The 23,036-nt window shown below is 59.1% G+C and carries 25 protein-coding genes and 1 pseudogene; 10 read left to right on the forward strand and 16 right to left on the reverse strand.

The features are described 5' to 3' along the window. Positions 1 to 149: 149 nt before the first annotated feature. Both HQL98_10580 and HQL98_10585 read right to left on the reverse strand, forming a co-directional pair. On the reverse strand, positions 150 to 2,105 hold the full coding sequence (locus tag HQL98_10580) for a tail fiber domain-containing protein (GenBank protein ID MBF0272497.1): 1,956 nt from the start codon (positions 2,103 to 2,105) through the stop codon (positions 150 to 152). Between the two features lie 11 nt (positions 2,106 to 2,116). After that, positions 2,117 to 2,389 (reverse strand): hypothetical protein, encoded by a 273-nt coding sequence (locus HQL98_10585; protein MBF0272498.1) that lies wholly within the window; start codon positions 2,387 to 2,389, stop codon positions 2,117 to 2,119. A gap of 260 nt (positions 2,390 to 2,649) precedes the next feature. On the opposite strand from HQL98_10585, the gene HQL98_10590 reads away from it, so the two are divergent. After that, positions 2,650 to 3,231 (forward strand): superoxide dismutase [Fe], encoded by a 582-nt coding sequence (locus tag HQL98_10590; GenBank protein MBF0272499.1) that lies wholly within the window; start codon positions 2,650 to 2,652, stop codon positions 3,229 to 3,231. A gap of 90 nt (positions 3,232 to 3,321) precedes the next feature. On the opposite strand, the gene HQL98_10595 is transcribed toward HQL98_10590, so the two are convergent. Genes HQL98_10595 through HQL98_10610 form a run of 4 tightly spaced genes read right to left on the reverse strand, consistent with a single transcriptional unit; the run spans position 3,322 to position 5,987 of the window. Then, positions 3,322 to 3,765: a DUF420 domain-containing protein gene (locus tag HQL98_10595; GenBank protein ID MBF0272500.1), complete on the reverse strand. Its 444-nt coding sequence runs from the start codon at positions 3,763 to 3,765 to the stop codon at positions 3,322 to 3,324. Beyond that, a complete protein-coding gene (locus HQL98_10600) occupies positions 3,756 to 4,805 on the reverse strand; it encodes a COX15/CtaA family protein (GenBank protein MBF0272501.1) in 1,050 nt (349 codons plus the stop codon). The genes HQL98_10595 and HQL98_10600 overlap by 10 nt, the downstream gene beginning before the upstream one ends. 34 nt (positions 4,806 to 4,839) lie before the next feature. Beyond that, on the reverse strand, positions 4,840 to 5,430 hold the full coding sequence (locus tag HQL98_10605) for a pentapeptide repeat-containing protein (GenBank protein ID MBF0272502.1): 591 nt from the start codon (positions 5,428 to 5,430) through the stop codon (positions 4,840 to 4,842). Continuing rightward, positions 5,427 to 5,987, reverse strand: a complete 561-nt coding sequence (locus HQL98_10610) for a pentapeptide repeat-containing protein (protein ID MBF0272503.1) — start codon at positions 5,985 to 5,987, stop codon at positions 5,427 to 5,429. Before HQL98_10610 ends, HQL98_10605 begins: the two co-directional genes overlap by 4 nt. Positions 5,988 to 6,064: 77 nt before the next feature. On the opposite strand from HQL98_10610, the gene HQL98_10615 reads away from it, so the two are divergent. Next, positions 6,065 to 6,268, forward strand: a complete 204-nt coding sequence (locus tag HQL98_10615) for a hypothetical protein (protein MBF0272504.1) — start codon at positions 6,065 to 6,067, stop codon at positions 6,266 to 6,268. Between the two features lie 9 nt (positions 6,269 to 6,277). On the opposite strand, the gene cobA is transcribed toward HQL98_10615, so the two are convergent. From cobA to HQL98_10655, 8 genes and pseudogenes are all read right to left on the reverse strand, one after another. Then, complete coding sequence (gene cobA / locus HQL98_10620; GenBank protein ID MBF0272505.1) at positions 6,278 to 7,150, reverse strand: uroporphyrinogen-III C-methyltransferase; 873 nt, start codon at positions 7,148 to 7,150, stop codon at positions 6,278 to 6,280. Further along, complete coding sequence (locus HQL98_10625; GenBank protein MBF0272506.1) at positions 7,107 to 8,681, reverse strand: c-type cytochrome; 1,575 nt, start codon at positions 8,679 to 8,681, stop codon at positions 7,107 to 7,109. The genes cobA and HQL98_10625 overlap by 44 nt, the downstream gene beginning before the upstream one ends. Positions 8,682 to 8,715: 34 nt before the next feature. Then, a complete protein-coding gene (gene nirJ / locus HQL98_10630; protein MBF0272507.1) occupies positions 8,716 to 9,876 on the reverse strand; it encodes a heme d1 biosynthesis radical SAM protein NirJ in 1,161 nt (386 codons plus the stop codon). A 6-nt stretch (positions 9,877 to 9,882) separates the two neighbouring features. Next, positions 9,883 to 10,875, reverse strand: a complete 993-nt coding sequence (locus HQL98_10635; GenBank protein ID MBF0272508.1) for an Lrp/AsnC family transcriptional regulator — start codon at positions 10,873 to 10,875, stop codon at positions 9,883 to 9,885. Between the two features lie 22 nt (positions 10,876 to 10,897). Next, positions 10,898 to 11,845 (reverse strand): annotated as a pseudogene (locus HQL98_10640) (AsnC family transcriptional regulator). Positions 11,846 to 11,853: 8 nt separating this feature from the next. Further along, complete coding sequence (locus tag HQL98_10645; protein ID MBF0272509.1) at positions 11,854 to 13,059, reverse strand: protein nirF; 1,206 nt, start codon at positions 13,057 to 13,059, stop codon at positions 11,854 to 11,856. Continuing rightward, a complete protein-coding gene (locus tag HQL98_10650) occupies positions 13,056 to 13,403 on the reverse strand; it encodes a cytochrome c (GenBank protein MBF0272510.1) in 348 nt (115 codons plus the stop codon). Before HQL98_10650 ends, HQL98_10645 begins: the two co-directional genes overlap by 4 nt. Before the next feature lie 176 nt (positions 13,404 to 13,579). Continuing rightward, entirely contained in the window at positions 13,580 to 15,235 is a 1,656-nt protein-coding gene (locus HQL98_10655) for a c-type cytochrome (GenBank protein ID MBF0272511.1), read from the reverse strand. Positions 15,236 to 15,536: 301 nt separating this feature from the next. On the opposite strand from HQL98_10655, the gene HQL98_10660 reads away from it, so the two are divergent. Further along, positions 15,537 to 15,785 carry a hypothetical protein gene (locus tag HQL98_10660; GenBank protein ID MBF0272512.1) on the forward strand — a complete coding sequence of 83 codons (249 nt, stop codon included), beginning with the start codon at positions 15,537 to 15,539 and terminating at the stop codon, positions 15,783 to 15,785. Here HQL98_10660 and HQL98_10665 read toward each other — a convergent pair. Beyond that, positions 15,778 to 16,284 carry a hypothetical protein gene (locus tag HQL98_10665; protein ID MBF0272513.1) on the reverse strand — a complete coding sequence of 169 codons (507 nt, stop codon included), beginning with the start codon at positions 16,282 to 16,284 and terminating at the stop codon, positions 15,778 to 15,780. The two genes, HQL98_10660 and HQL98_10665, sit on opposite strands and share 8 nt — an antisense overlap. A 17-nt stretch (positions 16,285 to 16,301) precedes the next feature. Then, positions 16,302 to 17,825 carry a cytochrome b N-terminal domain-containing protein gene (locus HQL98_10670; GenBank protein ID MBF0272514.1) on the reverse strand — a complete coding sequence of 508 codons (1,524 nt, stop codon included), beginning with the start codon at positions 17,823 to 17,825 and terminating at the stop codon, positions 16,302 to 16,304. A 283-nt stretch (positions 17,826 to 18,108) separates the two neighbouring features. Between HQL98_10670 and cysE the strand changes: the two genes are divergently transcribed. Genes cysE through hscB form a run of 7 tightly spaced genes read left to right on the forward strand, consistent with a single transcriptional unit; the run spans position 18,109 to position 23,030 of the window. Continuing rightward, on the forward strand, positions 18,109 to 18,801 hold the full coding sequence (gene cysE, locus HQL98_10675; GenBank protein MBF0272515.1) for a serine O-acetyltransferase: 693 nt from the start codon (positions 18,109 to 18,111) through the stop codon (positions 18,799 to 18,801). After that, positions 18,798 to 19,250, forward strand: a complete 453-nt coding sequence (locus HQL98_10680) for an Rrf2 family transcriptional regulator (protein ID MBF0272516.1) — start codon at positions 18,798 to 18,800, stop codon at positions 19,248 to 19,250. Before cysE ends, HQL98_10680 begins: the two co-directional genes overlap by 4 nt. Then, positions 19,247 to 20,392 (forward strand): cysteine desulfurase, encoded by a 1,146-nt coding sequence (locus tag HQL98_10685; protein MBF0272517.1) that lies wholly within the window; start codon positions 19,247 to 19,249, stop codon positions 20,390 to 20,392. Before HQL98_10680 ends, HQL98_10685 begins: the two co-directional genes overlap by 4 nt. Next, the gene (iscS, locus tag HQL98_10690) at positions 20,389 to 21,600 is read left to right on the forward strand and encodes an IscS subfamily cysteine desulfurase (protein MBF0272518.1); all 1,212 of its coding nucleotides are present in this window, start codon (positions 20,389 to 20,391) and stop codon (positions 21,598 to 21,600) included. Before HQL98_10685 ends, iscS begins: the two co-directional genes overlap by 4 nt. A 40-nt stretch (positions 21,601 to 21,640) precedes the next feature. Continuing rightward, complete coding sequence (iscU, locus tag HQL98_10695) at positions 21,641 to 22,027, forward strand: Fe-S cluster assembly scaffold IscU (GenBank protein MBF0272519.1); 387 nt, start codon at positions 21,641 to 21,643, stop codon at positions 22,025 to 22,027. A 5-nt stretch (positions 22,028 to 22,032) separates the two neighbouring features. Beyond that, the gene (locus HQL98_10700; protein ID MBF0272520.1) at positions 22,033 to 22,374 is read left to right on the forward strand and encodes an iron-sulfur cluster assembly accessory protein; all 342 of its coding nucleotides are present in this window, start codon (positions 22,033 to 22,035) and stop codon (positions 22,372 to 22,374) included. Next, positions 22,374 to 23,030 (forward strand): Fe-S protein assembly co-chaperone HscB, encoded by a 657-nt coding sequence (gene hscB, locus HQL98_10705; GenBank protein ID MBF0272521.1) that lies wholly within the window; start codon positions 22,374 to 22,376, stop codon positions 23,028 to 23,030. Before HQL98_10700 ends, hscB begins: the two co-directional genes overlap by 1 nt. Positions 23,031 to 23,036 lie beyond the last annotated feature (6 nt).

Genomic DNA, 23,036 nt, shown 5'->3' on the forward strand with positions numbered 1-23,036 from the left:
CATTCTTAACAAAATTTGACCGGTATTGAAAACATTATCCACCCGGACGAAATCCACCACCCCAGCGTATCGACCGGACAGGCGCCCTGCCACCCGGATCACCACGCCAGGGGAAGAGGAGCGGACCTCCTCCCCTGGACAAAAGCCTCTCAACCCATGCTTTCCAGGGCCGCCACCCGGGCCAGCAAGGCTGCGTGTCTGGCGTGCATCTCTTGCAATCCTTTGATCAACATGGGCACAAACGCCTCATAACTGACCGCCAACCGTTCTTCCCCCTCCTGGACCTGACGCAATGGGCGACTGGCTTCCACCCGATCCAAAATTTCCTGTTCGGTTTCCAGACGCTCGACACCTTCGCTTGCGATCATCCGGGCCGACCACAACGCCGCATCCGGAGTCCACTCCGGATCCTTGACCATCACACAGTGGGCCGGAGCGGCCCGCACGATCGATGGAAAGATCTCCTGAACCTCCTGAGCGATCACCCCCAGGGATTTCTTGCCCTCGGGATCGGATGTCCAGTTGAAATTGACGACACGGACCTGCAGCAACGCATCAAGTTTCGGGGTGGCATCGGCAATATTGGTCTTCAATCGTCGGTCGGAAACCTCCACATAACTCCCATCCGCCTCGATATAGGCGACCGTGGTATTGGTACCCCCCACGTTGGAGACAAAACGGACCAGATGGTCCGTGGCCGTGGCCGTAGCCCGGTCCACACGGATTCCGAGTACGTCCCCGCCGGTATCCACATCCAGTTGGGCGGCGGGTGCCTGAACCCCCACACCTATCTTGCGCAAGGTGGTGCCAAGCAGTCCGGTGGCATACAGGGTATTGCCGATATTCAGTTCATTGCCGGCACTGGCGCTGGAGGGGTTGGCCCCATAACCGATCATGATGTCATAACTGGCGCCGGTCATCGTTTGACCGGCAGCCGTGCCGATGGCAATGTTGTGGCTCCCGGTCAATCCTCCGTAGTTGGCCCCCGAACCGATGGAGATATTCTCCGATCCGACCGACGCGCCTCGCAGCGCGTTGTATCCAATCCCGATGCTGTAACTGTTGTGGGTGGTGACATATCCGGCCTGGGATCCAACAAAAACGCTCCCGGCTCCAATGGCCCCCCCATTGGCGGCGATATACCCGATCACCACACAGCGGCTGGCGGCATAGTCTCCGGCGAGACCACCCACCACAACCGTGCCGATGGCGTCGCCAGGGGTAAATCTGGCCGCATCCGGACCAATGGCGATCACGGCGGATCCGGTCGTGATGGTTTTGGCGGCGTTGTCACCGATGGCGATATTGTTGTATCCGTCCTGCACAGCGCTCAAGGAGGTGTGAATCAGGGAGACGTTATTATACCCCGCCCTCAGCACCGGAAACGATCCTACGCCAATGCTGATGTTTTTGGTGGGCGTGCCAAGCAGGGCTCCCGGGGACGAACCCAGATAAACACTGGTGGAAGAGACCATCGCATCGGTCAGGGCGTCCAGATTGGTGGCCCCCTGTGGCCCTTGGGGACCGGTAGCGCCCTGGGGACCGGTGGCGCCTTGAGGCCCCTGTGAACCCTGAACGCCTTGAATGCCCTGTTGACCTTGAGGTCCCTGTGGACCGGTATCACCGGTCACTCCCTGCACCCCTTGCGGACCGGCAGGGCCTTGGGGACCCTGAGGGCCGGGAACACCCTGCATCCCCGGTTCACCCTGCACCCCTTGCGGACCGGGATCCCCGGGGAGTCCCTGGGGACCCTGAGGTCCTTGGGATCCCGGCGCTCCTTGAATCCCCCTTTCCCCTTGCGCCCCGTTCGGACCGACGGCTCCCTGCGGTCCCGTTGCGCCGGTATCGCCCTGGGGGCCTTGCGGACCTGGAATGCCGGGTGGACCCTGAAGCTCCAACTCATCCCAGTGATCCGGACTGGTCAACGGATCATGACCACTGCCGGCCTGAAGAGATACAAACAACCTTCCTTGTTCCGATACCACCTGACCGACGGTATAAGTCGTCCCGGCATCATGGACCCCCTGAAAGGCGTTCCCCAAATCCAGGGCATCCTTGACCAGATTGAGTTGTCCGGTAATGGGATTCAACGTGTATTGATACATCCCCGCTCCCCTTACGCGTAGGACAACGCGGCGCGATCGGTCCACGCCTGATTGAATTGCGCCTGCCCACCGGCAAACAGGGTCGCCGTGTCACCATTCGCATCAACCGCGATCCGTTTGACCATCCACACCGGATCGCTTTCTTCACTGCCGGGATAAGCCATACCCAAATAGATGTATTGGGTGGTTCCATCCGTGATACTGCTGGAACGACTGGTCAGCAAATCCTGACCGGTCATCGCGCTGGCAAATTTGCGGCTTTGCAAATCGTCTGGATTCAGCATGGGGCACTCCTGTATGGATTTCAGTGGTTTGTTTTTGTTCCCATGCACAAGCATCCATTAATCGATTAAAAACAACAAGCAGCAACATTTCAGCAGGAATTTATTATCATGATAAACGGCAATTATGATCAAAAATATTCATCGCAGTCACTTTCTACCCTATAGCATCCGCATGAATCTTGCGGTATAATTATCAATACCCCTGATACCGGGTTGAGCCATACCCCCTTCATTCCCATCAACACAGAAGGATTGTGACCATGAGTTTTCAACTGCCCCCCTTGCCCTATGCCCAAAACGCCCTGGAACCCCACATCTCCGCCGAGACTCTGGATTTCCACCATGGCAAGCATCACCAAACCTATGTGACCAACTTGAACAAGCTGATCGAAGGCACGGATAATCAAAGCAAATCCCTGGAAGAGATCATCAAGGGGTCATCCGGCGGACTGTTCAACAACGCCGCCCAGGTCTGGAACCACACCTTTTACTGGAATTGCCTCTCGCCGAACGGCGGTGGCGCTCCGACCGGCGCCCTGGCCGATGCCATCAACGCCAAATTTGGCTCCTTCGAGGCTTTCAAGGAGAAGTTCACCGCCACGGCGATCGGCACCTTCGGTTCCGGATGGGCTTGGCTGGTCAAGAATGGAGACGGCTCCCTGGATCTGGTGAGCACCAGCAACGCCGGCACCCCCATGACCGAAGGCAAAACCGCTCTGCTGACCTGCGATGTGTGGGAACACGCCTATTATGTGGATTTCCGCAACGCCCGTCCCAAGTATGTCGAGGCGTTCTGGAATCTGGTCAACTGGGAATTCGTGGCCCAGAACTTCGCCGCATAAGCTCGGAAAGTCTCAGCCTTTAGAATTAAAGAAGAGTGGCAGGCGGGGCAGGAGGCGGGGAACAATCCTCCTCCTGCCCCAAAGAAAGCGTTACGGCGTGGGCGGATAGAGATGAAACGCCAAGGCGTAGACCACCAGACCGGAGATGGAGACAAACATCCAGACCGGAAAAGTTTTGCGGGCGATCCGCCGATGGGGTTCGCAGGTGGTATCCAACAGTTGCCAGGGTGCCCGCCGCAGGGTAAAGAAAATCATCGGCAAGGAGACCGCCGCCAGGGCCACATGGGCAATCAGGATGGTGAAATAAACCGGACGGATCCAGCCCGATCCAGCGAATTTCACGTTGCCCACCGCTCCATGATAGATCAGGTACGACACCAGAAAAACCGCCGAAACCGCCACGGCGGTGGCCATTCTTTTCCGATGGGTTTCCAGATCACGGCGACGGACCGCCTGCAAACCGGAAAACAGCAACAACGCGGAGGCGAGATTCAACGCCGCTTGCAGATGGGGTAAGACCGGGATCAGTTCCATGCCGCCCTCGATACGCCTGTTTGCATGTGAAAATGGATGAACATGGCCACCGTGAACAGGGCCATGGACCACACCTGATGGGCCCAGGCCAGATTGATGGGGACATGCAACAACAAGGTCGCAATCCCCAACAATACCTGAATGCTTACAGCCAGCAACAAAAGATGCAATCCGACCCGTATCCGGGAGGGGGGAGTCATGCGCTGCCCCAAAAACCAGTAGGCGACAACCGAAAAAAAGCTGATGGTGGCCAACAGACGATGATTCCACTGGATAGTGGCCACGTTTTCAAAGAAATTGTGCCACGCCGGTTGCATCTCCCAATAGGCGTCCGGAATCCACTGGCCGTGCATGAGGGGGAAGGTGTTATAGCCGTATCCGGCCTTGGCTCCCGCCACGAAACCACCACTCACCACGGTTACGGAGACCAGGGTGACAATGCCCAGAGAAAAACGCTTGAGAACATCGGGAGGCGTTCCCCGGGGACGACCTTCCGCGCCGATGAACAGTTCCATGGCGGTCCACAACATCCAGCCGTAGACCAGAAATGCCAACGCCAGATGGGCGGTCAACCGGTAGGGGCTGACATGGGGATCGGAAATCAAGCCGCTCTTGACCATCAGCCAGCCCATCACCCCCTGCATGCCACCCAACAAAAAGATCATTCCCAGCCGGATCGTCACCGGTCGGTCCACCTTGCGTCGCCACAAAAACCACGCGAAGGGCACAAAAAAGACCACGCCGGTCAGGCGACCCAGCAGACGATGAAAATATTCCAGCCAGAAAATTCCCTTGAACCCTTCCAGATCCATATCGTAATTGACATGGCGGAACTCCGGGGTGCTCTGGTATTTGGCGAACAACTCCTGCCAAGCGGTCTGGTCCGAGGGGGGCAGCACACCGATCAACGGTTGCCACTCCACCATGGAAAGGCCGGAACCGGTCAGCCGGGTGATGCCCCCCAGCGCCAGCATGGCGTATACCAATGCGCAACAGACAAAAAGCCACAGACCAACATGCCGCTGATCCTGACGAGTCATCCCTTCATCTCCCGAGAAAATGCCATTCTTGACCCTATTGCCCCTGATCACAGCGTCCCACGGACCCCTCCCGGCATCGTCTGCCGGAGTACCAGTAGGCGCCGGATAATTGGGCCTGACTCCAATCGACCCCCTCCAGGCTGGCCCCGAACAAGACCGTATCCCGCAGGTCCGCCCCCGCCAGTTGGGCATTTTTCAGAAACGCCCCCTCCAGGGTGGCCTTGCGCAAATCCGCCCCCCGCAGGTCCGCCCCTTCCAGGTTGACCTGGACCAAATCTGCCCCCCGCAGATCCGCGCCTTTCAACAGAATACCCGATAAATCCCCCGCACGCACCTGGGCTTGTTGCAAATGGGCGCCCGTGGCATCGGCTTTGCGCATGCGGGCCTTGAAAAGTCGCGCCGCGCTCAGGTCGGCTCCACGCAGATTGGCGTTGTCCAGGGTGCTGCCCTGCAACATGGCGGATTTCAAGGAGGCGCCATGCAAATCCGCCCCGGTCAGATCACATCGCACACAACGCCCACTCTTGAGTAGCCCCTCCACCACCTGGGCCGAACCTTCCCCGGCCAAAGCGGAGAACGGCAACCCGTTGACCATCACCATACAAAACACCATCCAGAACCTCATTGACAGCTTCCCTTGGACCCGGCGGCACAGGTACGGCCATCGGTCCAGATGGCGCCACCCAGCAAGGCATGGGTCAAGACCGCCCGCTCCAGGTTGGCTCCCTTGAGATTGCTGTCACGCAAATCCGCCGCAGTCAGATTGACCCCCTTGAGAAACGCCTGGGAAAAGTCCGCCCCCACGGCTTTGCTGCCGGCCAGATTGGCCCCGTAGAGATAGGCTTGGCTCAAATTGGCGTGGGACAGATCGGTCTGACGCATATCGGCCCCGGTCAAATCCGCCTTGCTCAAATCCGCCTCGGCCAACTCGGCCAATTCCAGATTGGACCACACCAGTTTCCCCCCGGAAAGTTTCACCCCATTCATTTTGCACTTGTAAAAAAAGGCGCCACTCACCTCCGCCCCGGCCAGATCGGCCCCTTGCCAGTCGGTGTATTGCAGATCGCATTTGGGACATTTCTTGTCATTCTTCAAACGGGCCAACAACTCATCACTCGCACCAGACGCCACACCGGGCAGACAAGACAGCAGCAGGAACAGATAAAAATAACGGTTCGTCATGCCCAATCGCTCCTTTCAAGAAAAGCACTCTTTGCATAAGACATGGCCACACCCAAAAGCCATCAGGATATTTCAGCATGATGCCCCGCCGGCACCTGAGAACAACCCCCCGGCCCGCATTGATCGAACGCTATCGCAGTTTTGTGGAGGGTCGCACCGATGGGGCGGGGGATCCGCGGGAGTTGCCTTTGTTTTGCCGGGATGCCGCTGCCGTGAAGCCGACGACACCCCGGAGAGTCCGCAAGACCAACAAAGCCGGCCCCCAAACCCCACCTTCTTGAGCGCAACAATCAGCGCGCGGAGTCCGGGACCAGCAACGTTTCGTCCGGGAACCATTGCAGGCTTTCCCGATAACGCACCACATCGCCGATCACCACCACCGCCGGGGGTTGCAGGTCCAACGCGGCCACATCCGCCTCCAGGCGGCCCAAAGTGGAAACCAGGGTCTGTTGCGCGGGGGTGGTGGCCCAGCGGACCACGGCCACCGGGGTTTCCGGTGAGCGACCGGCGGCGATCAGGCGGCCCACCACCACGGGCAGATTCTGAATCGCCATGTACAGCACCAGCACCGGAAAAGCCTGGGCCACCGACTCCCAATGGATGCGGGACGAGGGGGAACCTTCCACAAACGACGGGTTTTCCGCCGACTCGTGACCGGTGAGAAACGCCACATTGGCGTTCACATCCCGATGGGTGATGGGAATGCCCGCATAGGCCGGACCGGCGATGCCGGAGGTCAAACCCGGAACCACCCGGAAGGGAATGCCTTCCGCCACCAGACGTTCCGCCTCTTCGCCGCCGCGCCCGAACACAAACGGATCCCCCCCCTTCAGCCGTACCACCCGACGCCCGGCCTTGGCGAGGCGCACCAGGGTTTCGCTGATATCCTTCTGGCTGGACGAGGGACTGCCCCCGCGTTTGCCGGCGTGGACCCGTTCACAGGATTCCGGGATCAAGTCGAGAATTTCCGGAGAGACCAAAGCGTCGTGTACCACCACATCGGCGTTGCGGAGGGCTTTCAAGGCGGCGATGGTCAACAAATCCGGATCTCCCGGCCCCGCTCCCACCAGCAACACCATGCCCGGCTGGGGATAGGGGCTGGTCAGATCCAGAGGAAGGTCAGTGGCTGGTTCCGGACGAACGATTGATTTTATTGGAGACATTATATTTTCCCGAGGGTTTCTTCATGGGGAGGCGTTTGACCTCCTCCAGGCTCTTGGCATCGTAGACCACCAGGGCACCATCCATCTCCCAGATGCTCAACAACGCATAACGACCATCCCTGGTGAACTCGACATGGGCCGAAGTCTTGCCGGGCGCGGGACGCAAGGTTTTGACGATTTCCAGAGTCTCCTTGTCGATCACATGCACCGCATCCTTGTTGGGACCGGTAAAGACATCCACCCAGGCATAGGGGGAGTTTTCGTGACTGCGCATGAAAAATCCCGGTCCCAGGGTGGGAATCCTTTTGATGGTTTTCCAGGTTTTCAGGTCCACCACCGTGACCTCGCCCTCTTTGATGTTGGGCGTGGCCATCACCTGGGTCTCTTTATAGGGCCAGATGATCCCGGATGCCAGATGGGGCATGCCCGCGATGTCGATTTCGGCGATTTTTCGTCCGACATTCAGATTGACCACCTGTCCGGAGGCTCCGGTTCGTGAGGCCCCGATCAGGTGATGATACTCCTGATCAAAGAAAAAGTCGTCGAGATTCGCCTCCAACTGAATACGCCGCACCGGAAACGGTCCCTTGGCCACCGGCAACGCCTCTCCGGATGAGGGCTGGAAATCGTGTACCGTCGCGGTATAGATCGGAAGGGCTTTGGCTTTGTCGTTGTACGGAATCTCCCACACCTCCGGCAGATCCTTGAGGGCGACGATGAACGAATCACGGGGAGCCGCGGTATAGACCGCGCTGGGACGGGCACTGACTCCCTTGTCGTTGACCACAGGAATCTCTTTGACGAAAGACAAATCGGCGGCGTCGAGGATCACCAGATTCCGAGGCAGGGTATTGGCCGCCATGACGAAACGCCCGTCTCCGGAGATGGCGACATTGCGGGTATTGACCCCGACCCGGATTTCGGCGGTCATTTGCAAAGAAAACAGGTCAAAACGGCTGATCCAGCCATCCCGGGAGGCCATGTAGGCGAAACGGCCATCCGGGGAGTACTTGATCCCCCCATGCAAGGCGAAACGGGAGGGAAAACGGTGAATCGGTTCCAGGCGGTCGCCGTCCAGCACGGTGACGTGATGATCCCCCAGCTCCACCACCATGAACAGATTCATGATATCGGCATGGTGGACCGGCTTGGCTGGCAGGGTCTCATTGGCATGATGGATGACGCGACTCTCCCGGATGGCCGCCGCGTCCCACACGGGCAGGTTGGCATGGGGGGAGTAGACGAAATCCACCAGGGATTGAATCTCCTCCGGGGAGATTTTTTCGCCAAAGCCGGGCATCTGGGTGGCGGGGCGACCTTTGGCGATCACCTCGGCGGCCTCTTTTTTGGGAAAGCGTTCGAGATTTTCCGGCAACAGGGCCGGTCCCATGGCGCCAAGGCGGTCGGGATGGTGGCACTGGGCACAAAAATGACGATACAGTTCAGGGGCGGGAACGGGGGAAGGATCGGCGGCGTCAGATGAGGCGGAGAGCAGCAGCAACAAAGTCAAAAACAAACCGGCGCGTTTCATGGATCCTCCCCGTGGACAAACACTGTTGAATGCGTCATGCCTGACTCTCCGGCGACCGGATCTCCGCGTCGGTCAGATAACAGCCCGGATCCTCTTCCCAATGATCCCCGGTGGCCTGATAGGCCCGGACACGGGTATTGCCTCCGCAGATGGCCAGATGATCACACCGCCCGCATCGTCCCTTGAGGGGTCTGGGTCTGGAGCGCAATCCCGCCAAAACCGGATCCTCCCGGTTGCCCCAGATCTCCCCGAAAGAACGCTGCCCCACATTGCCCAGGCGATGATGACGCCAGAAAATATCCGGATGGACCTCTCCCAACTCATCGATGTTGGCAATGCCCACCCCGGAGGCGTTGCCACCCCAGCGGGTCAACATCGCTTCGGCCTGCTCCGCCAGATGGGGCCAGTGACGCCGTACCCAGAACAGAAAAAACACCCCGTCGGCATCGTTGTTGCCGGTGACGATCTCCCGGGAACTTCCCTGCTCCACATCCGCCCGACTCACCTCGAACAGCCACTCCACCAAACGACGGGTGGCCAGCAGATCGGCATTCTCCTCCCGGTTGACCTTGCCCCGACCCGCATGGTTCCAATGAGAGAGATAAAACCGGTCCGTGCCCTCCCGACTCATCAGCTTGAACAGCTCCGGCAGATCCCCCACATTGTCGCGGGTGGGGGTAAAACGGATCCCCACCTTGACCCCCTGTTCCCGGCAATGGCCGATCCCGGCCACGGAACGCACAAACGCCCCGGACAGGCCCCGCATGCGGTCGTGGTTTGCTTCCAGACCATCCAGGCTCACCCCGACATAATCAAACCCCGCCGCCGCGATGCGCCCGGCCATGGCCCGATCCATCAACGTGCCGTTGCTGGACAATCCCAGATAAAACCCCAGCTCACGGGCATGAGCGGCAATCTCGAACAGGTCCGGACGCAACAGCGGTTCCCCGCCCGACAGGATCAAGGCCGATACCCCAGAGCGTTTCAAATCCTCCAGAACCCGGCAACAGCTCTCCAGGGTCAACTCGCCGCGAAACGCCCGATCCGACGAGGCGGAATAACAATGGGCGCAGGAGAGATTGCAGCGCCGGATCACGTTCCAGACCACCACGGGTCCGTTTTCGACCCGCATCTTCGGACGCTCCCCCGCTGTCGGGGCCAACAGGCGACGCATGAAATGGGTCAAGCGGAACATCCGTCATCACTCCTGGTTTTTGAGGCGCAAACCGGTTTTCTTGAGAATTCGGGTGCTGTGCAACACCAGATGGCCGTGATCGTCCTCCCCCAACACCTCCTGCAACAACCGGATCTTGCCTTCCACCGCCCCCCGATCCGCGCCATGCACCATGACGAACAGATTATAGGGCCACGCGGGCAGATGACGGGGCCGACGATAACAGTGGGTGACACAATCCAGCACCGCCAGGCGACGCCCCAGCAACGAGACCCGTTCATCCGGCACGTTCCAAACCGACATGCCGTTGCCTTTGAGTCCCAGACGATAATGATGGGTGGCCACCCCGATCCGACGGATCCAACCCTGACGCAGCATGCGTTCCATCCGTTCCAGCAACACCCCGACCTCCACCCCCAGGCTCTCCGCCACCGCCGAATAGGGCTCGGGCACCAGGGGCAAACCTTCCTGGGTGGCGGCGATCACCGCCCGGTCCAGGCTGTCCGGGGAGGTCTCCGCCCAAACCGGATCGATCTTCCGGTCATGAATGGGCCGAGTATCGATGGAACCATCCTCTCCGAGCCGCACTTGAAATCCCAAACGGTACTCCTCAATCTTGGGCAGATCAAACACCTCCAGCCCGGTCAGGGTGGAAATTCGCGCCAGCACGGTTCCCACCTGCTCTTTTTGTTCCGTGGCCACCACGAACCACATGTTCAACGCATGCTCGCGGGCATAATTATGGGCCACTTCGGGTTGGGCGTTCACCAGTTCGGTCACCCGGTCGTACTCTTCCGTCGGCACCCGCATGGCCGCCAGGGTCAATCCGCCCCCCATGCGCTCGGCGTTGAAAAACGGTCCAAACCGGGTCAAATACCCGGCGCCCAGCAAGGCGTCGATCCCCTGGATCAACGCCCCCTCCTTCAGGCCAAGACGCGCCCCGGCCTGGGCAAAAGGACGATCAACCAAAGGAAAACCGGTCTGCAATCCATTGATGATCCGCAACGCCTGGGGTTCCATCACCGTTTTCGACCCTTCTTCGTCAAGAGGCAACCTGGAAATAACGGGCACCGCATTGCTTGAATCGACGCCGACTGAACAACACCTCCCGGGCATAGGGGGTGAGGCCACAGCTTGCGGTGAGTTGTTCGGCCCGTTGCAGGGTTTCTTCCCGCTCCCGTCCGTGAATCATGCAATACAGGTTGTACGGCCACTCCGGCAGACAGCGCCGCCGCAGATAACACAACGATACCAGATCACAGGCCCGAATCCGGGCGCCGATCTCGCACACCACCGCATCGGGCACATCCCACACCACCATGGCGTTGGCGGCAAACCCCAACTCGTGATGATGCACCACCACCCCCACCCGCTTGATGATGCCCTGATTCTGCAAGTCCCGCAGGCCGTCGATCACCTGCGACTCCTCCAGGCCGATGGTCTCCCCCATGGTCTGAAACGGACGGGGTACCAGGGGAAACCCGTTTTGAAAAGCGGCGATCAGTTGTTGTTCCGATTCGTTCAACATGGTTCACCCGTGCATCCGAAAGCCCAGATCGATGTGAAATTCCTCTTCCATGGGCATGGCGCACACCGCAAGGCCGGTGCGCGTGCCGATCGCGTCGATCACCCCGGCCAGATGGGCCGCATCCCGCGCCGTGAGGACAAACCATAGATTAAAGGCGTGTTCCCGTTCGTAGTTGTGGTTGACCTCCTGGAAACCGTTCACCACCTCCGCCACCTCTTCCAGCCGTTCCGGCGGGACACGCATGGCCGCCAGGGTACTGACCCCCACCCGACGGGCGCGCAACACCACCCCCACCCGACTGATGGATCCCGACTCTTGCAAGCGGCGCAACCGTTCCAGCACCTCCTCTTCGGAAATGCCGAGGCGTTTGGCCATGGCGAGATAGGGCCGCTCTTCCAGCGGAAAATCCCGCTGAAACTCATCGAGCAACCGGTGATCCAGGGAGGTCGGGTCGTGTTCCATGGCTGTGGTCACAGTCCGATCTTGTGGGCCCGGGAGGTGAAGAAAATCCCGCTGGGCTTGGTGGCGGGCAAAGTGGCGATGCGTTCGAACGAATGGGTATGGAACACATCCACCCGATCCGAGTCCCGTACCGACAACCAAATATGCTCGCCCCGGGGGGTGAACTCCATGTGCATGACCCCCGGTCCCGGGGTCAACGTCCGGACCACCTGACGGGTAGGCACATCGATCACCTGCACCTTGCCATTCTCCGGATGAGCGAAATTGACCCAGATCTGTCGCCCGTCGGGCTTGGCCATCACGAATACCGGCTGACCCGCCACCGGCACACGCCCCACCTCGCGCCACTCGGCCCGATCCACGATCAACACCTCGTGCCGCCCCATGGCCGGCAGAAACACCAGATCCTCGGTCATGCCCCACCCTTCCAGATGGGGCATTTTATAGACAGCCGTGCGTTTTTCCCCGTGGCCGTAGTCTTTGAGAATGCGTTTGACCCCGGCTTCCGGATGCCACAGATCCAGCAAGGCGAAACCGTCATCCCCGAACAGTCCGGCGATGTAGTGACGCCCATCCGGAGAGATCAAGGCGTCGTAGGGCTTGCTGCCGATGCCGGTGAATTTGGTGATTTTCGGCTTGGCCGGATCGTTCAAGTCCGCGATCCAGATTTCGTCGGAATCGAACAGGCTGAAGACAAATCGTTGCTCGGTGGAGTCTTCCAGCCCCACCACCTTGGAGGTGCGACCCTGGGCGTCCACAGCCGGGATATCCGCCACCTGGACCAGGGTTTCGGTATCGAACACCCGCACCCCACCGGGTTGATAGTTGGCCACCGCCACCAGACGTCCATCCTGGGAGATGGCGCCGCCGATGCTGTTTCCGGCCTGCATCACCCGCCCGGCCAGTTGACCGGTGAGCAGATCCACCTTGCTCAATCCCCCGTCGCGGCCAAAGACAAAGGCAAAACGTCCATCCCGGGAGTAGACCACCGAAGCGTGGGAGAGATCCCCCAACCCCTCCACCCGGGACAAAACCGTCTTGCCCGTGGTTTCCACCACCTCGACGCTGCCCGTGGCCCGTTCGATCACCACCCCCATGTCCCCCACGCCACGGGGAGCGGCGCACCCTTGCAGCAGCGGCCAGGACAGACAGGCCACCAGCAACCACGGATGACCCGAACGGGACGGACTCCGCCACCATGCCACGGATTTCATGGGATATCTCCTTTCTGCAATCGCTCCACCAGCCAACGGATCTCCGCACGGGTCAACAACCCCTCCCAGGGGGGCATGGCCCGTTCCGGCAATCCAAAATAGATCATATTTTCCAACACATCCGGGGATTTGTCGATCAGGTTTTCAGGCAGCAGGGGCGGTCCCAGTCCCCCTTTCAGGGTCATGCCGTGGCAGGAGCCACAATCGTGGCGCAACAGATGGACCAGTTGACGTTGCCGTTCCGGCGTCACTTCCGCACAGACCGCTCCGGCACCGGACAGCAGCAATAAAATGGCTGAAAAATAAATAAAAACAATCTGAAAGGTGGAACCTTGAGCAGGCATCAAACCGTCACTCCATTCCTTTGTTTCAACGATTGAGCGTTATTGAATGTCAATTCCCTCGTTTTTCCGTCTCTTTAAAGAGTGCGGCGTGATGACTAAGAAAATGAGGTGCCCCCCCAAAATCGGGAGGGCACCGGCGCTTGGATCCACTGCCACAAGAAATGCGACAGGTCAGGTCAATACACGTCGTGCATGGTGTTGTAGACGTTGAACTTGCCGGTCGGGGTCACGAGAACGGGATCCTTGATGACCGTTTTGAGCTTGCGGGTTTTGTCGTCCACCACCACCAGGGCGGATTTTTCGGTCTTGCTGTTCCAGACCGAGAACCACACCTCGTCACCATTTTTATTGTACTCCGGCTGCACCACCCGCTTGACACCCGGACCCAAATCCGCCCACTCGGAGATGGGCAGAGTCTCAAAACCTTTGTCAAGATTCTTTATATCATACACAGCGATGGATTGAGACGCTTTGGTATCCGGATTCAGCGGCGTATCAACCCAAAGATTTCCGGACTTGGGATGGGTCTTGATGAACAAAGATCCGCCACCTTGACCTTTAAGGGTACGCACCACATTCCAGGCTTCCTTGGGATGGCCGGTGGGATCGGTACCGATCAGGGAGATGGATTCGTCACCCAAATGGCTGGTGGCCCAGACCGGACCAAACTTGGGATCGACAAAGTTGGCGCCGCGACCCGGATGGGGCGTGGCACCCACTTCCACCAATTTGACCAGTTTGCGCTCCTTGGAATCGATCACTGCGACCTTGTTGGACTTGTTGGCGGCGGTCATGAAATAACGTTTGCTGGCATCCCAGCCGCCGTCATGCAGGAAGGGAGCGGCGTCGATGGAAACCGACTTCAGATTGGCCAGGTCGGAATAATCCACCAGCAACACCTTGCCGGTCTCTTTGACATTGATGATGAAATCCGGGTGCTCGTGGGAAGCGACGATGGCCGCGACACGGGGTTCGGGATGGTACTCGTTGGTGCCCACTTCGTTGCCACGGGTGGAGACGATCTTCAGGGGCTTGAGGGTATCGCCTTCCATGATCACATACTGGGGCGGCCAATACGAACCGGCGATGGCGATTTTGTCTTCCCAGCCTTTGAACTTGGAGGTCTCCACGGAACGGGCTTCCAGGCCCACCTTGATCACCGCCACGTTATCCGGTTTTTCCATCCACAGGTCGATCAGGTTGAGTCTGGCGTCCCGACCGATCACATACAGATAACGACCCGAGTTGGACATGCGGGAGATATGCACCGCGTAACCGGTCTTGATCACGGAGACGATCTTCTTGGTGTCGCCGTCGATCAGGGCCACCTGTCCGGTATCCCGCAAGGTGACGGAGAAGAGGTTTTCCAGATTGATGTTGTTCATCTTCTTGGTGGGACGATTCTTGACCGGAACCAGTTCTTTCCAGGTGGCTTCCATGTCCTTCATGCCGAATTCCGGAGGAACCGGGGCGGGATGCTGGAGATAGCGGGCCATCAGGTCGATCTGCTCGGGCTTGAGTTCACCGCTGTCGCCCCAGGCCGGCATGCCCGCGGGAGAACCGTGGGTGATGAACTGCACCAGATAATCCGTGCCCAGATTGGTGGTCAGATCCGGAGTCAGGGCCTTGCCGGTGGCACCCTTGCGCAACACACCGTGACAGCCGGCGCAGCGTTCAAAATAGATCTGCTTGGCAGTCTCCAACTCTTGATCGCTCAGCGGCGGCAGTTCGGGTTTGGCGTCTGCGGCCTGGACCGTACCCAGCATACCCACCGCCATCAATAGAACACCCGCCATTATGGAGGCCTGTTTCAGAACTCTTTCTTTTCGCATGGGGCCAACTCCTATCTTTGAGAGAAAACAGTGAACAGTCAATACAGCCTGTGGATCGGATCATGACGGATCCAAACACGGTTCACCTTGACCCAAATCAAACAATGAACAGCATTTCCCCGATTCAATTGACTTGCGTCAATATCCATATGGTATTTTGAAAGCGCCTTGATTTGGATCAATTCTCTTGTATGTTCCAGTTGTCTTGCGCGCATGACGGTTGATCCGCGTCCACCAGGTGCGGTATCCTCGTCAAAATTCAAGAAGCGCTACCAAACAAATTCAGGAGGAGTTCAGAAAAATGGAACTGGTCTATTTCACGATCATCGGCGGAGCGCTCTATCTGCTGTCGGAGCGGATTCTGAATCGCATCGAGGAGAGACGGGGGGCGAGACTGCCTTATCGGTCCGTGATCTTTTTTGTGATCATTTTCAGCTTGAGCATGTTCACGTTTTCGGTGATGCGCGCCGTGACCAACCCCCCGCAGGAACCCCCCGCGGCGAGCGGTCAGGACGCGACACCAACCCAACCTTCCAAACCCGCTAATTGATGACAAAGTTGTCCTTGCTCTCATCGAAGCCGATCAGGATCCCCTGACCCGGGATCCAATCCCGCATCACCTCTTCGACATAATCGAATCCCTCGGCACGGACCCGATCCCGCATGCGCACCGTGAGTTTGTGTCGACCGGCGGGCAGAGAAAACTTGGCATAGATATGGGTGGCCATATCCTTACTCAAACCCGGCGGAATGAAGGTGCGGGTAGCCAGGAAATGATCGTCGAGCAACAATTCGATGTAGATCGACGCCCGTTTGCGGGGACAATCCTGGGGCTTGCGCATGTTGGGCGGCAGTTTCAGCAACTCTTCATCGGTACGCTTGTGACACTCCTGCTCGCGCTGGGAGGTGTGCTTGAAGGCCAGTTTCACCTCCGCCTGATCCGGCTTGAGATAATGATAAGCCGGCGCGCTGGAAAGAAAAAAGATCACCACAAAAAACAAGGTATACGCGGCGAGTTGAATCCCGAACTCCTGGAATGATCTGGGCATCTGGACACTCCTTGTCTTCACGCTGAAGGGGATAACGAACGACGGAACGCTTCCAGGCGTTGTTGCAACGCCTTCCGCTCGCCGGAGGAGTCGGAAACCCGGAACTCCACCACCCGTGTGCGATCGACCCGTTTCAACAGTTGGGGTTCACGCGCCCCGGAGAGCCGTTGCTCGGTCCAGGTGTTGCCGAAACGATGGTAACAATCCCCATCCCGGCAACCGGTGACCAAAACCCCTTCCGCACCATTTTTTAGCACATAATCCAGCATCGAGGGGGGCAGCATGCCGCTACAGGGCAAGGAGACCACCGCCACCCCGGGATCCTTCAAAGTGGTCACATCCATGCCATGCTCACACCCGAACACCATCACCCGACCCGCGCCGGACAACGCTCCCAGTTTGCTTTTGACCTCCTGACGCAGGGCGTCCACCGTGAACCAGGGCATTTCGATGCCGGTTTTCAAGGTGGCATTGGCCATGCGGAACGGACTGGACGAGACACAAGAACCGCTGCAAATGCCGCAGGCCGTACACAGGGTGGGATTGACCGTAGGCTCGAATTCGGACTTCTTGCCATCGGTGCGCCGCCGCATGGAGATGGATCCATAGGGGCAATCCTGGGCGCACTGACCACAACCGTTGCAGTGTTCGAGATTGACCTCGGCGGCGGGTTGTTCTTTTTTGGAGGGCAACCAGGGCAACATCAGCAGCAGCGCCGTGACCCCGGTGGAGATCCCCCACGCCCAACCCGGCCCCATCCCATCCATCAAAGGGTAGATATTGAGATAAAACCAGTCCAGATTCAGCACCATCGGCGAATGGCCCGCTTGCACCGGGGCATGGCTGACCGCCGGCTTGAGCAGCGACAAAACCAGCAAGGTCAAGAAGGCTCCGGTGGCCAGAGGCCGGGGGGGATTGAAATCGATCTGACTGATACGGCTCACATGGGTCCACAACAAAAACACCAAGGCGACCGGCAATCCCAACAGATGCAAAAACGCCATCAGGGTGAAAAAGCGGTCGGTGATCTGATTGTCCAGGAAATTGAACACCATGGCACTGGGAATCATGGGGATCCAGTCCACCATTTCCGCCGTGGCCAGGGCTACATACTGGGCCAACTGATCCCACACCAACCAATAACCCGTAATCCCCAGAATCACCACCAGCCACAGAGTCGGCACCCCGGTGATCCACGAAAACCACCGCACCCCCCGGTGATGATCCCGAAAAAACTCCCGAAACATGTGGAGAAAAATCGAAATCACCGCCGCATCCGAGGCATAGCGGTGCAGACTACGCATGATGCCCGCCAACCACCACTGATCGTGGGTCATGTACTCCACTGACGGATAGGCGCCAGCCACGCTGGTTTCAAAAAAAATGAACACATAGATGCCGGAAACCAGGACAACCCAAAAGAAAAAGAATGTCAAAGAGCCAAGATGATAGAAGGGATTGAGACGATTCGGAAACCCCTTGTTAAACAAAAGTTCAACAGATAGTATTATATTGTTACCAATTTTGCGCACGGCTTCCATGCGGTTGGCCTCCCGGGCAAGCACCCAATGTTGATGAATTGATTTAGTGGGTATGGGTTGAAGGGCACAAAGTCGAAGCTGTAACTCGTTCCTGAAAATATGGCTATCACATCCCCAACACCCTGTCCACCTTTTCGTCCGGCTTTTTTTTTGCGCCACAAGGGAACCAATACTTGACAAAAAGGATCGGAATTAACAGAGTATCCCCGCCATGGTGGACCCCGTGCCGCGCTCACCGCATACCTGGGATCTTTACTTAGCCTCACTCTTTTCAGGATGTACCATGTTTCAACGCATCAAACAGGACATCGAGGTCATCTTCCAGCGGGATCCCGCAGCCAATGGGGTGTTGGAGGTTCTGCTGTGTTATCCCGGTCTGCACGCCATTCTGGGGTATCGCCTGTTTCACTGGTTGTGGCTCAAGAATTTCCGTCTGCTGGCACGATTCCTTTCCAATCTGACCCGCTTTCTGACCGGCATCGAGATTCATCCGGCAGCCAAAATCGGCGCGCGTTTCTTCATCGACCACGGCATGGGGGTGGTCATCGGCGAGACCACCGAAATCGGTGACGATGTCACCCTCTACCATGGGGTCACCCTGGGGGGAACCAGTTGGAAGGCAGGCAAGCGTCACCCCACTCTGGACAATGGCGTGGTGGTGGGAGCCGGCGCGAAAATCCTCGGTCCGATCACCATCGGGGCCAATGCCCGGGTGGGATCCAACGCGGTGGTGGTGAGCGACGTGCCCGCCGATACCACGGTGGTGGGAATCCCAGGACGTCTGGTGATGCCCAAATTCAAATCCCCTCCCTCCACGGAAAAGACCTTCTCCTCCTACGGTCAGAATGGCGTCATGGTGGATCCGGTGGCCAAGGCGGTCTCCTGTCTGCTTGACCAGGTGCGCCACCTGGATGACCGGGTCAAAAAACTGGAACACGAAGAGTCCACATCAGGCACACCCAAGGAGAGACCATGAAACTCACCACCAAGGGACGCTACGCCGTGACGGCCATGCTGGATCTGTGTTGCCAGGAGACCGAAACCCCGGTCGCACTCATCGACATTTCCAAAAGACAGGAGATCTCCCTGTCCTATCTGGAACAACTCTTCGCCAAGCTCAGACGCCGGGGATTGGTGCGCAGCGTGCGGGGTCCGGGGGGTGGATATCTGCTGGTGGCCTCTCCCTCCACCATCAGCATCGCCGACATCATCCGCGCCGTGGATGAACCCATCCAGGCCACCTCCTGTGACGAAAGCGATCCGGAAGGGTGCCGTAAATCGACTCGTTGCATCACCCATCACCTTTGGGAACGGGTGGGGATCCATATCAACAGCTATCTGGAATCGATCCATCTGGGCAGCCTCATCGAGGAGATCCGCTCCGGCTCGTTGGCGACTCCCGGCGGTCACGGTTTCTCCCCATGATCTACCTGGACCACAACGCTACCTCCCCCACCCGACCCGAAGTGGCGGAGGCCATGCTCGCCACCCTGACCCGACAAGAGGGCAATCCCTCCTCGGTGCATGGGCCGGGCCGGGCCGCCCGACAGACTCTCGACGAGGCCCGGCGGGCCGTGGCCAGACTGGTGAATGTTCACGACAGCCGGGTGATCTTCACCAGCGGCGGCACCGAGGCCAACCATCTGGCCATTCTGGGAATGGCGGAACAGGCGGAATTCCAGGGCACCCTAATCACCAGTGCGGTGGAACATCCTTCGGTGCTGATGCCCTGTGACAAAGCCGGCCAGCGGGGCATGACGGTGATCCACCTGCCGGTGGACGCCTCCGGACGGATCCATCCGGACCGGCTCAAAACCGCCCTGACCCTGGATACCCGACTGGTCTCCATCATGGCGGCCAACAACGAAACCGGAGTGCTGCAACCGGTGGCGGAGATCGGCGCCTTGTGCCGCGCCGCTGGAGTGCCCTTTCATTGCGACGCCACCCAGTATGCCGGCAAACTGCCCCTTCAGGCTGACGGGATCCAGGCGGACCTGCTCACCTTGTCGGCCCACAAACTGGGCGGCCCGAAAGGGTGCGGCGCCCTGATCGTCGGTCCGGCGGTCCAACTCACGCCCCAACTGCTCGGCGGCGGACAGGAACGCAACCGTCGCTCGGGCACGGAAAATCTCCCCGGCATCGCCGGCTTCGGCGCGGTCGCCCAACTGGTCGCCCCCCGCATCGAAGCGGAATCCCTCGCCCTCACCGCCCTGCGGCAAAAACTGGAAGAGGGACTATTGAAAAGTGTTCCCGATGCCGTCATCCTGGGCGCGCAGGCTCCCCGACTGCCCAACACCACCGCCCTGGCCCTGCCCGGCGTGGACGGGGAGACCCTGGTGATGACCCTGGATCTGGCCGGTTTCGCCATCAGCAGTGGCGCAGCCTGCTCGTCTGGAAAAAACACCCCGTCCCATGTTCCTCTGGCCATGGGGCTGGATCACGCATTGACCCGAAGCGTGACGCGGATCAGTCTGGGATGGGACTCGACCGAACACGCCGTGGATCGTTTCATCCATGCATTCCACCGGTCCGTGGACCGTTTGCGCAAAGGGAGCCATTTCGCATGAACAAACCCATTTACATGGATTATCAGGCCACAACACCGGTGGATCCCCGGGTGATGGAGGCCATGCTGCCCTGGTTCGTGGAACGATTCGGCAATCCCGCCTCCCGTTCCCACGCCTATGGCTGGGAGGCGGATGCCGCCATCACCACCGCCAGAAAACAGGTGGCCAGCGTGATCAAGGCCGATCCCCGGGAGATCGTCTTCACCTCCGGAGCCACGGAGTCGGACAATCTGGCCATCTGGGGCGTGGCGCAGTTCTACCGGGACAAGGGCAATCACATCATCACCCCCACCACCGAACACAAGGCGGTGCTGGATACCTGTCGTCATCTGGAATCCGAAGGGTTCGAGATCACCTATCTGCCGGTGCAAACCAACGGATTGGTGGATCTGGCCCAACTGGAAGCCGCCATTACCCCCAAGACCATCCTGGTATCGATCATGGCGGTCAACAATGAAGTCGGGGTGATTCAGCCTCTGGAGGCGATCGGTCGGCTGTGTCGTCAGAAGAAGGTCTTCTTCCACTGCGACGCCGCCCAGGGAGTCGGCAAGATCCCCATCGACGTGAACGCGATGAATATCGATCTGCTCTCCATCTCCGCCCACAAACTCTATGGACCCAAGGGAGTCGGCGCCCTGTATGTGCGTCGTCAACCCCGTGTGCGCCTCAAGGCGATCATGCACGGCGGCGGACACGAACGGGGCATGCGCTCCGGCACCCTGCCCACCCCTTTGCTGGTGGGACTGGGAGAGGCGTGCCGTATCGCCGAAGAGGAAATGACCGCCGAAAATTCCCGCCTGCTGCTGCTGCGGGAACGACTCAGAAACGGCATCATGAGCCAGTTGACCCATGTGGCTCTCAATGGCGATGCCGAAGCCCGGGTGGCGGGCAATCTCAACATTTCTTTCAGCTACGTGGAAGGGGAATCCTTGATGATGGCCATCAAGGATGTGGCGGTCTCTTCGGGATCGGCCTGCACCTCGGCCTCTCTGGAGCCTTCTTACGTGCTGCGGGCCATGGGAGTCAACGAAGAGATGGCCCACACCTCGATCCGGTTCGGCCTGGGTCGTTTCACCACCGCAGAAGAGGTGGATCACGTCATCCGCATCGTGGTGGGAGCCGTGAACAAATTGCGCGAAATGTCGCCGTTGTGGGAAATGGTACAAGAGGGCATCGATCCCCATACCCTGCAATGGGCAGCACATTAATCAAGATACCGTCCCTGGAACGAGGATTGGAGAAACCCAAATGGCATACAATGAGAAAGTGCTCGATCACTACGAAAATCCCCGCAACGTGGGCAGTCTGGACAAACAAGACGCCCAGGTGGGAACCGGCATGGTGGGTGCCCCGGCCTGCGGCGACGTGATGAAACTGCAAATCCGCGTCAACGAAGACGGCGTCATCGACGACGCCAAATTCAAGACCTTCGGCTGCGGATCGGCCATCGCCGCCTCTTCCCTGGTGACCGAATGGGTCAAGGGCAAGACCATCGACGAAGCCCTGGCCATCAAAAACCAGGAGATCGCCGATGAACTGGCTCTGCCCCCGGTCAAGATCCACTGTTCGGTGCTGGCCGAAGACGCGATCAAATCCGCCGTGGCCGACTATCGCAGCAAGCAAAAAGGAGCCTGAAAACCATGACCACCGCAGCACAAGGCATCTCCCTGACCGAACGGGCCGCCCGTCAGGCCAAAAGCATGCTCGCCAAACGGGGTACGCCGGATGGAGCCATCCGCCTCGGCACCACCACGGCGGGCTGCTCGGGGTTTTCCTACAAGTTGGAATACGCCGATCAGGTGGAAGACGGAGATCAGGTGTATGAATCGTTCGGCGTCAGGGTGGTGCTCGACGGCAAGTCGGCGTTGCTCCTGGATGGCACCCTGGTGGATTTCGAGTCCTCGCCGTTCAAGTCCGGCTTCAAGTTCAGCAATCCCAAGGAGAAGGAACGCTGCGGTTGCGGCGAGTCCTTCAAGGTGTGATGAACCCGATACCACCTCATCTCCATTCCCAGGCGTGCTGGTCCTGCCGGGGTCCCACTCCGGCAGGACTCTTCTGCACCACCTGCAACGCCCTGCTCCCTCCGGACATAGGCGCGAACCGTTTTGCCCTGTTCGGCCTGGAACCATCCTACGAGCCGGATACCACCATCCTGGAAAAAAACCATCGGGCCTTGCAAAAGCAGTTGCATCCGGATTTCTTCGCCCAACGCGGCCCCACGGAACGGCGTCTCTCCCTGGAATGGACCACCCGTCTCAACGAAGCTTGGCAGACCCTGACCGATCCCGTGGCCCGGGCCACCTATCTGCTGGAGATGCGGGGGTGGAAACCCACCGGGCGTCCCGCGTTGGATCCGGAGTTTCTGGAAGAGGTGATGACGCTTCGGGAAACTTTGGAAGAGGTGAATCCCCTGGCCCCGGACGCCCTGCCAAAACTGGCCGCTCTGAAAACCACCGCCCGTGGACGCCTGAAAGACGAAGAAAACCAGATCGCCCAATCATTCCGCGCCCATGGGCAACACCCGTCAGCCGACGCCCTGGGAGAGATCGCCCGTCTGGTGGACCGGATGCGTTATCACCGGCGCTACCTGGAAGAACTGGATCGCCTGGAGGATCGGGCCTTTGATCAAGACGCATAGGAGATG

It is taken from the genome of Magnetococcales bacterium (assembly GCA_015231755.1).
In the GTDB taxonomy this organism is placed as follows: domain Bacteria; phylum Pseudomonadota; class Magnetococcia; order Magnetococcales; family Magnetaquicoccaceae; genus Magnetaquiglobus.

Coding starts and splice junctions, on each gene's coding strand:
- hscB (MBF0272521.1), top strand. CDS start 22,374: ATGAACCCGATACCACCTCATCTCCATTCCCAGGCGTGCTGGTCCTGC.
- cysE (MBF0272515.1), top strand. CDS start 18,109: ATGTTTCAACGCATCAAACAGGACATCGAGGTCATCTTCCAGCGGGAT.
- HQL98_10700 (MBF0272520.1), top strand. CDS start 22,033: ATGACCACCGCAGCACAAGGCATCTCCCTGACCGAACGGGCCGCCCGT.
- iscS (MBF0272518.1), top strand. CDS start 20,389: ATGAACAAACCCATTTACATGGATTATCAGGCCACAACACCGGTGGAT.
- cobA (MBF0272505.1), bottom strand. CDS start 7,150: ATGTCTCCAATAAAATCAATCGTTCGTCCGGAACCAGCCACTGACCTT.
- HQL98_10660 (MBF0272512.1), top strand. CDS start 15,537: ATGGAACTGGTCTATTTCACGATCATCGGCGGAGCGCTCTATCTGCTG.
- HQL98_10580 (MBF0272497.1), bottom strand. CDS start 2,105: ATGTATCAATACACGTTGAATCCCATTACCGGACAACTCAATCTGGTC.
- HQL98_10680 (MBF0272516.1), top strand. CDS start 18,798: ATGAAACTCACCACCAAGGGACGCTACGCCGTGACGGCCATGCTGGAT.
- HQL98_10650 (MBF0272510.1), bottom strand. CDS start 13,403: ATGCCTGCTCAAGGTTCCACCTTTCAGATTGTTTTTATTTATTTTTCA.
- HQL98_10670 (MBF0272514.1), bottom strand. CDS start 17,825: ATGGAAGCCGTGCGCAAAATTGGTAACAATATAATACTATCTGTTGAA.
- HQL98_10590 (MBF0272499.1), top strand. CDS start 2,650: ATGAGTTTTCAACTGCCCCCCTTGCCCTATGCCCAAAACGCCCTGGAA.
- HQL98_10605 (MBF0272502.1), bottom strand. CDS start 5,430: ATGAGGTTCTGGATGGTGTTTTGTATGGTGATGGTCAACGGGTTGCCG.
- HQL98_10615 (MBF0272504.1), top strand. CDS start 6,065: ATGATGCCCCGCCGGCACCTGAGAACAACCCCCCGGCCCGCATTGATC.
- HQL98_10635 (MBF0272508.1), bottom strand. CDS start 10,875: ATGGAACCCCAGGCGTTGCGGATCATCAATGGATTGCAGACCGGTTTT.
- HQL98_10585 (MBF0272498.1), bottom strand. CDS start 2,389: ATGCTGAATCCAGACGATTTGCAAAGCCGCAAATTTGCCAGCGCGATG.
- HQL98_10610 (MBF0272503.1), bottom strand. CDS start 5,987: ATGACGAACCGTTATTTTTATCTGTTCCTGCTGCTGTCTTGTCTGCCC.
- iscU (MBF0272519.1), top strand. CDS start 21,641: ATGGCATACAATGAGAAAGTGCTCGATCACTACGAAAATCCCCGCAAC.
- nirJ (MBF0272507.1), bottom strand. CDS start 9,876: ATGTTCCGCTTGACCCATTTCATGCGTCGCCTGTTGGCCCCGACAGCG.
- HQL98_10665 (MBF0272513.1), bottom strand. CDS start 16,284: ATGCCCAGATCATTCCAGGAGTTCGGGATTCAACTCGCCGCGTATACC.
- HQL98_10645 (MBF0272509.1), bottom strand. CDS start 13,059: ATGAAATCCGTGGCATGGTGGCGGAGTCCGTCCCGTTCGGGTCATCCG.
- HQL98_10685 (MBF0272517.1), top strand. CDS start 19,247: ATGATCTACCTGGACCACAACGCTACCTCCCCCACCCGACCCGAAGTG.
- HQL98_10600 (MBF0272501.1), bottom strand. CDS start 4,805: ATGACTCGTCAGGATCAGCGGCATGTTGGTCTGTGGCTTTTTGTCTGT.
- HQL98_10625 (MBF0272506.1), bottom strand. CDS start 8,681: ATGAAACGCGCCGGTTTGTTTTTGACTTTGTTGCTGCTGCTCTCCGCC.
- HQL98_10595 (MBF0272500.1), bottom strand. CDS start 3,765: ATGGAACTGATCCCGGTCTTACCCCATCTGCAAGCGGCGTTGAATCTC.
- HQL98_10655 (MBF0272511.1), bottom strand. CDS start 15,235: ATGCGAAAAGAAAGAGTTCTGAAACAGGCCTCCATAATGGCGGGTGTT.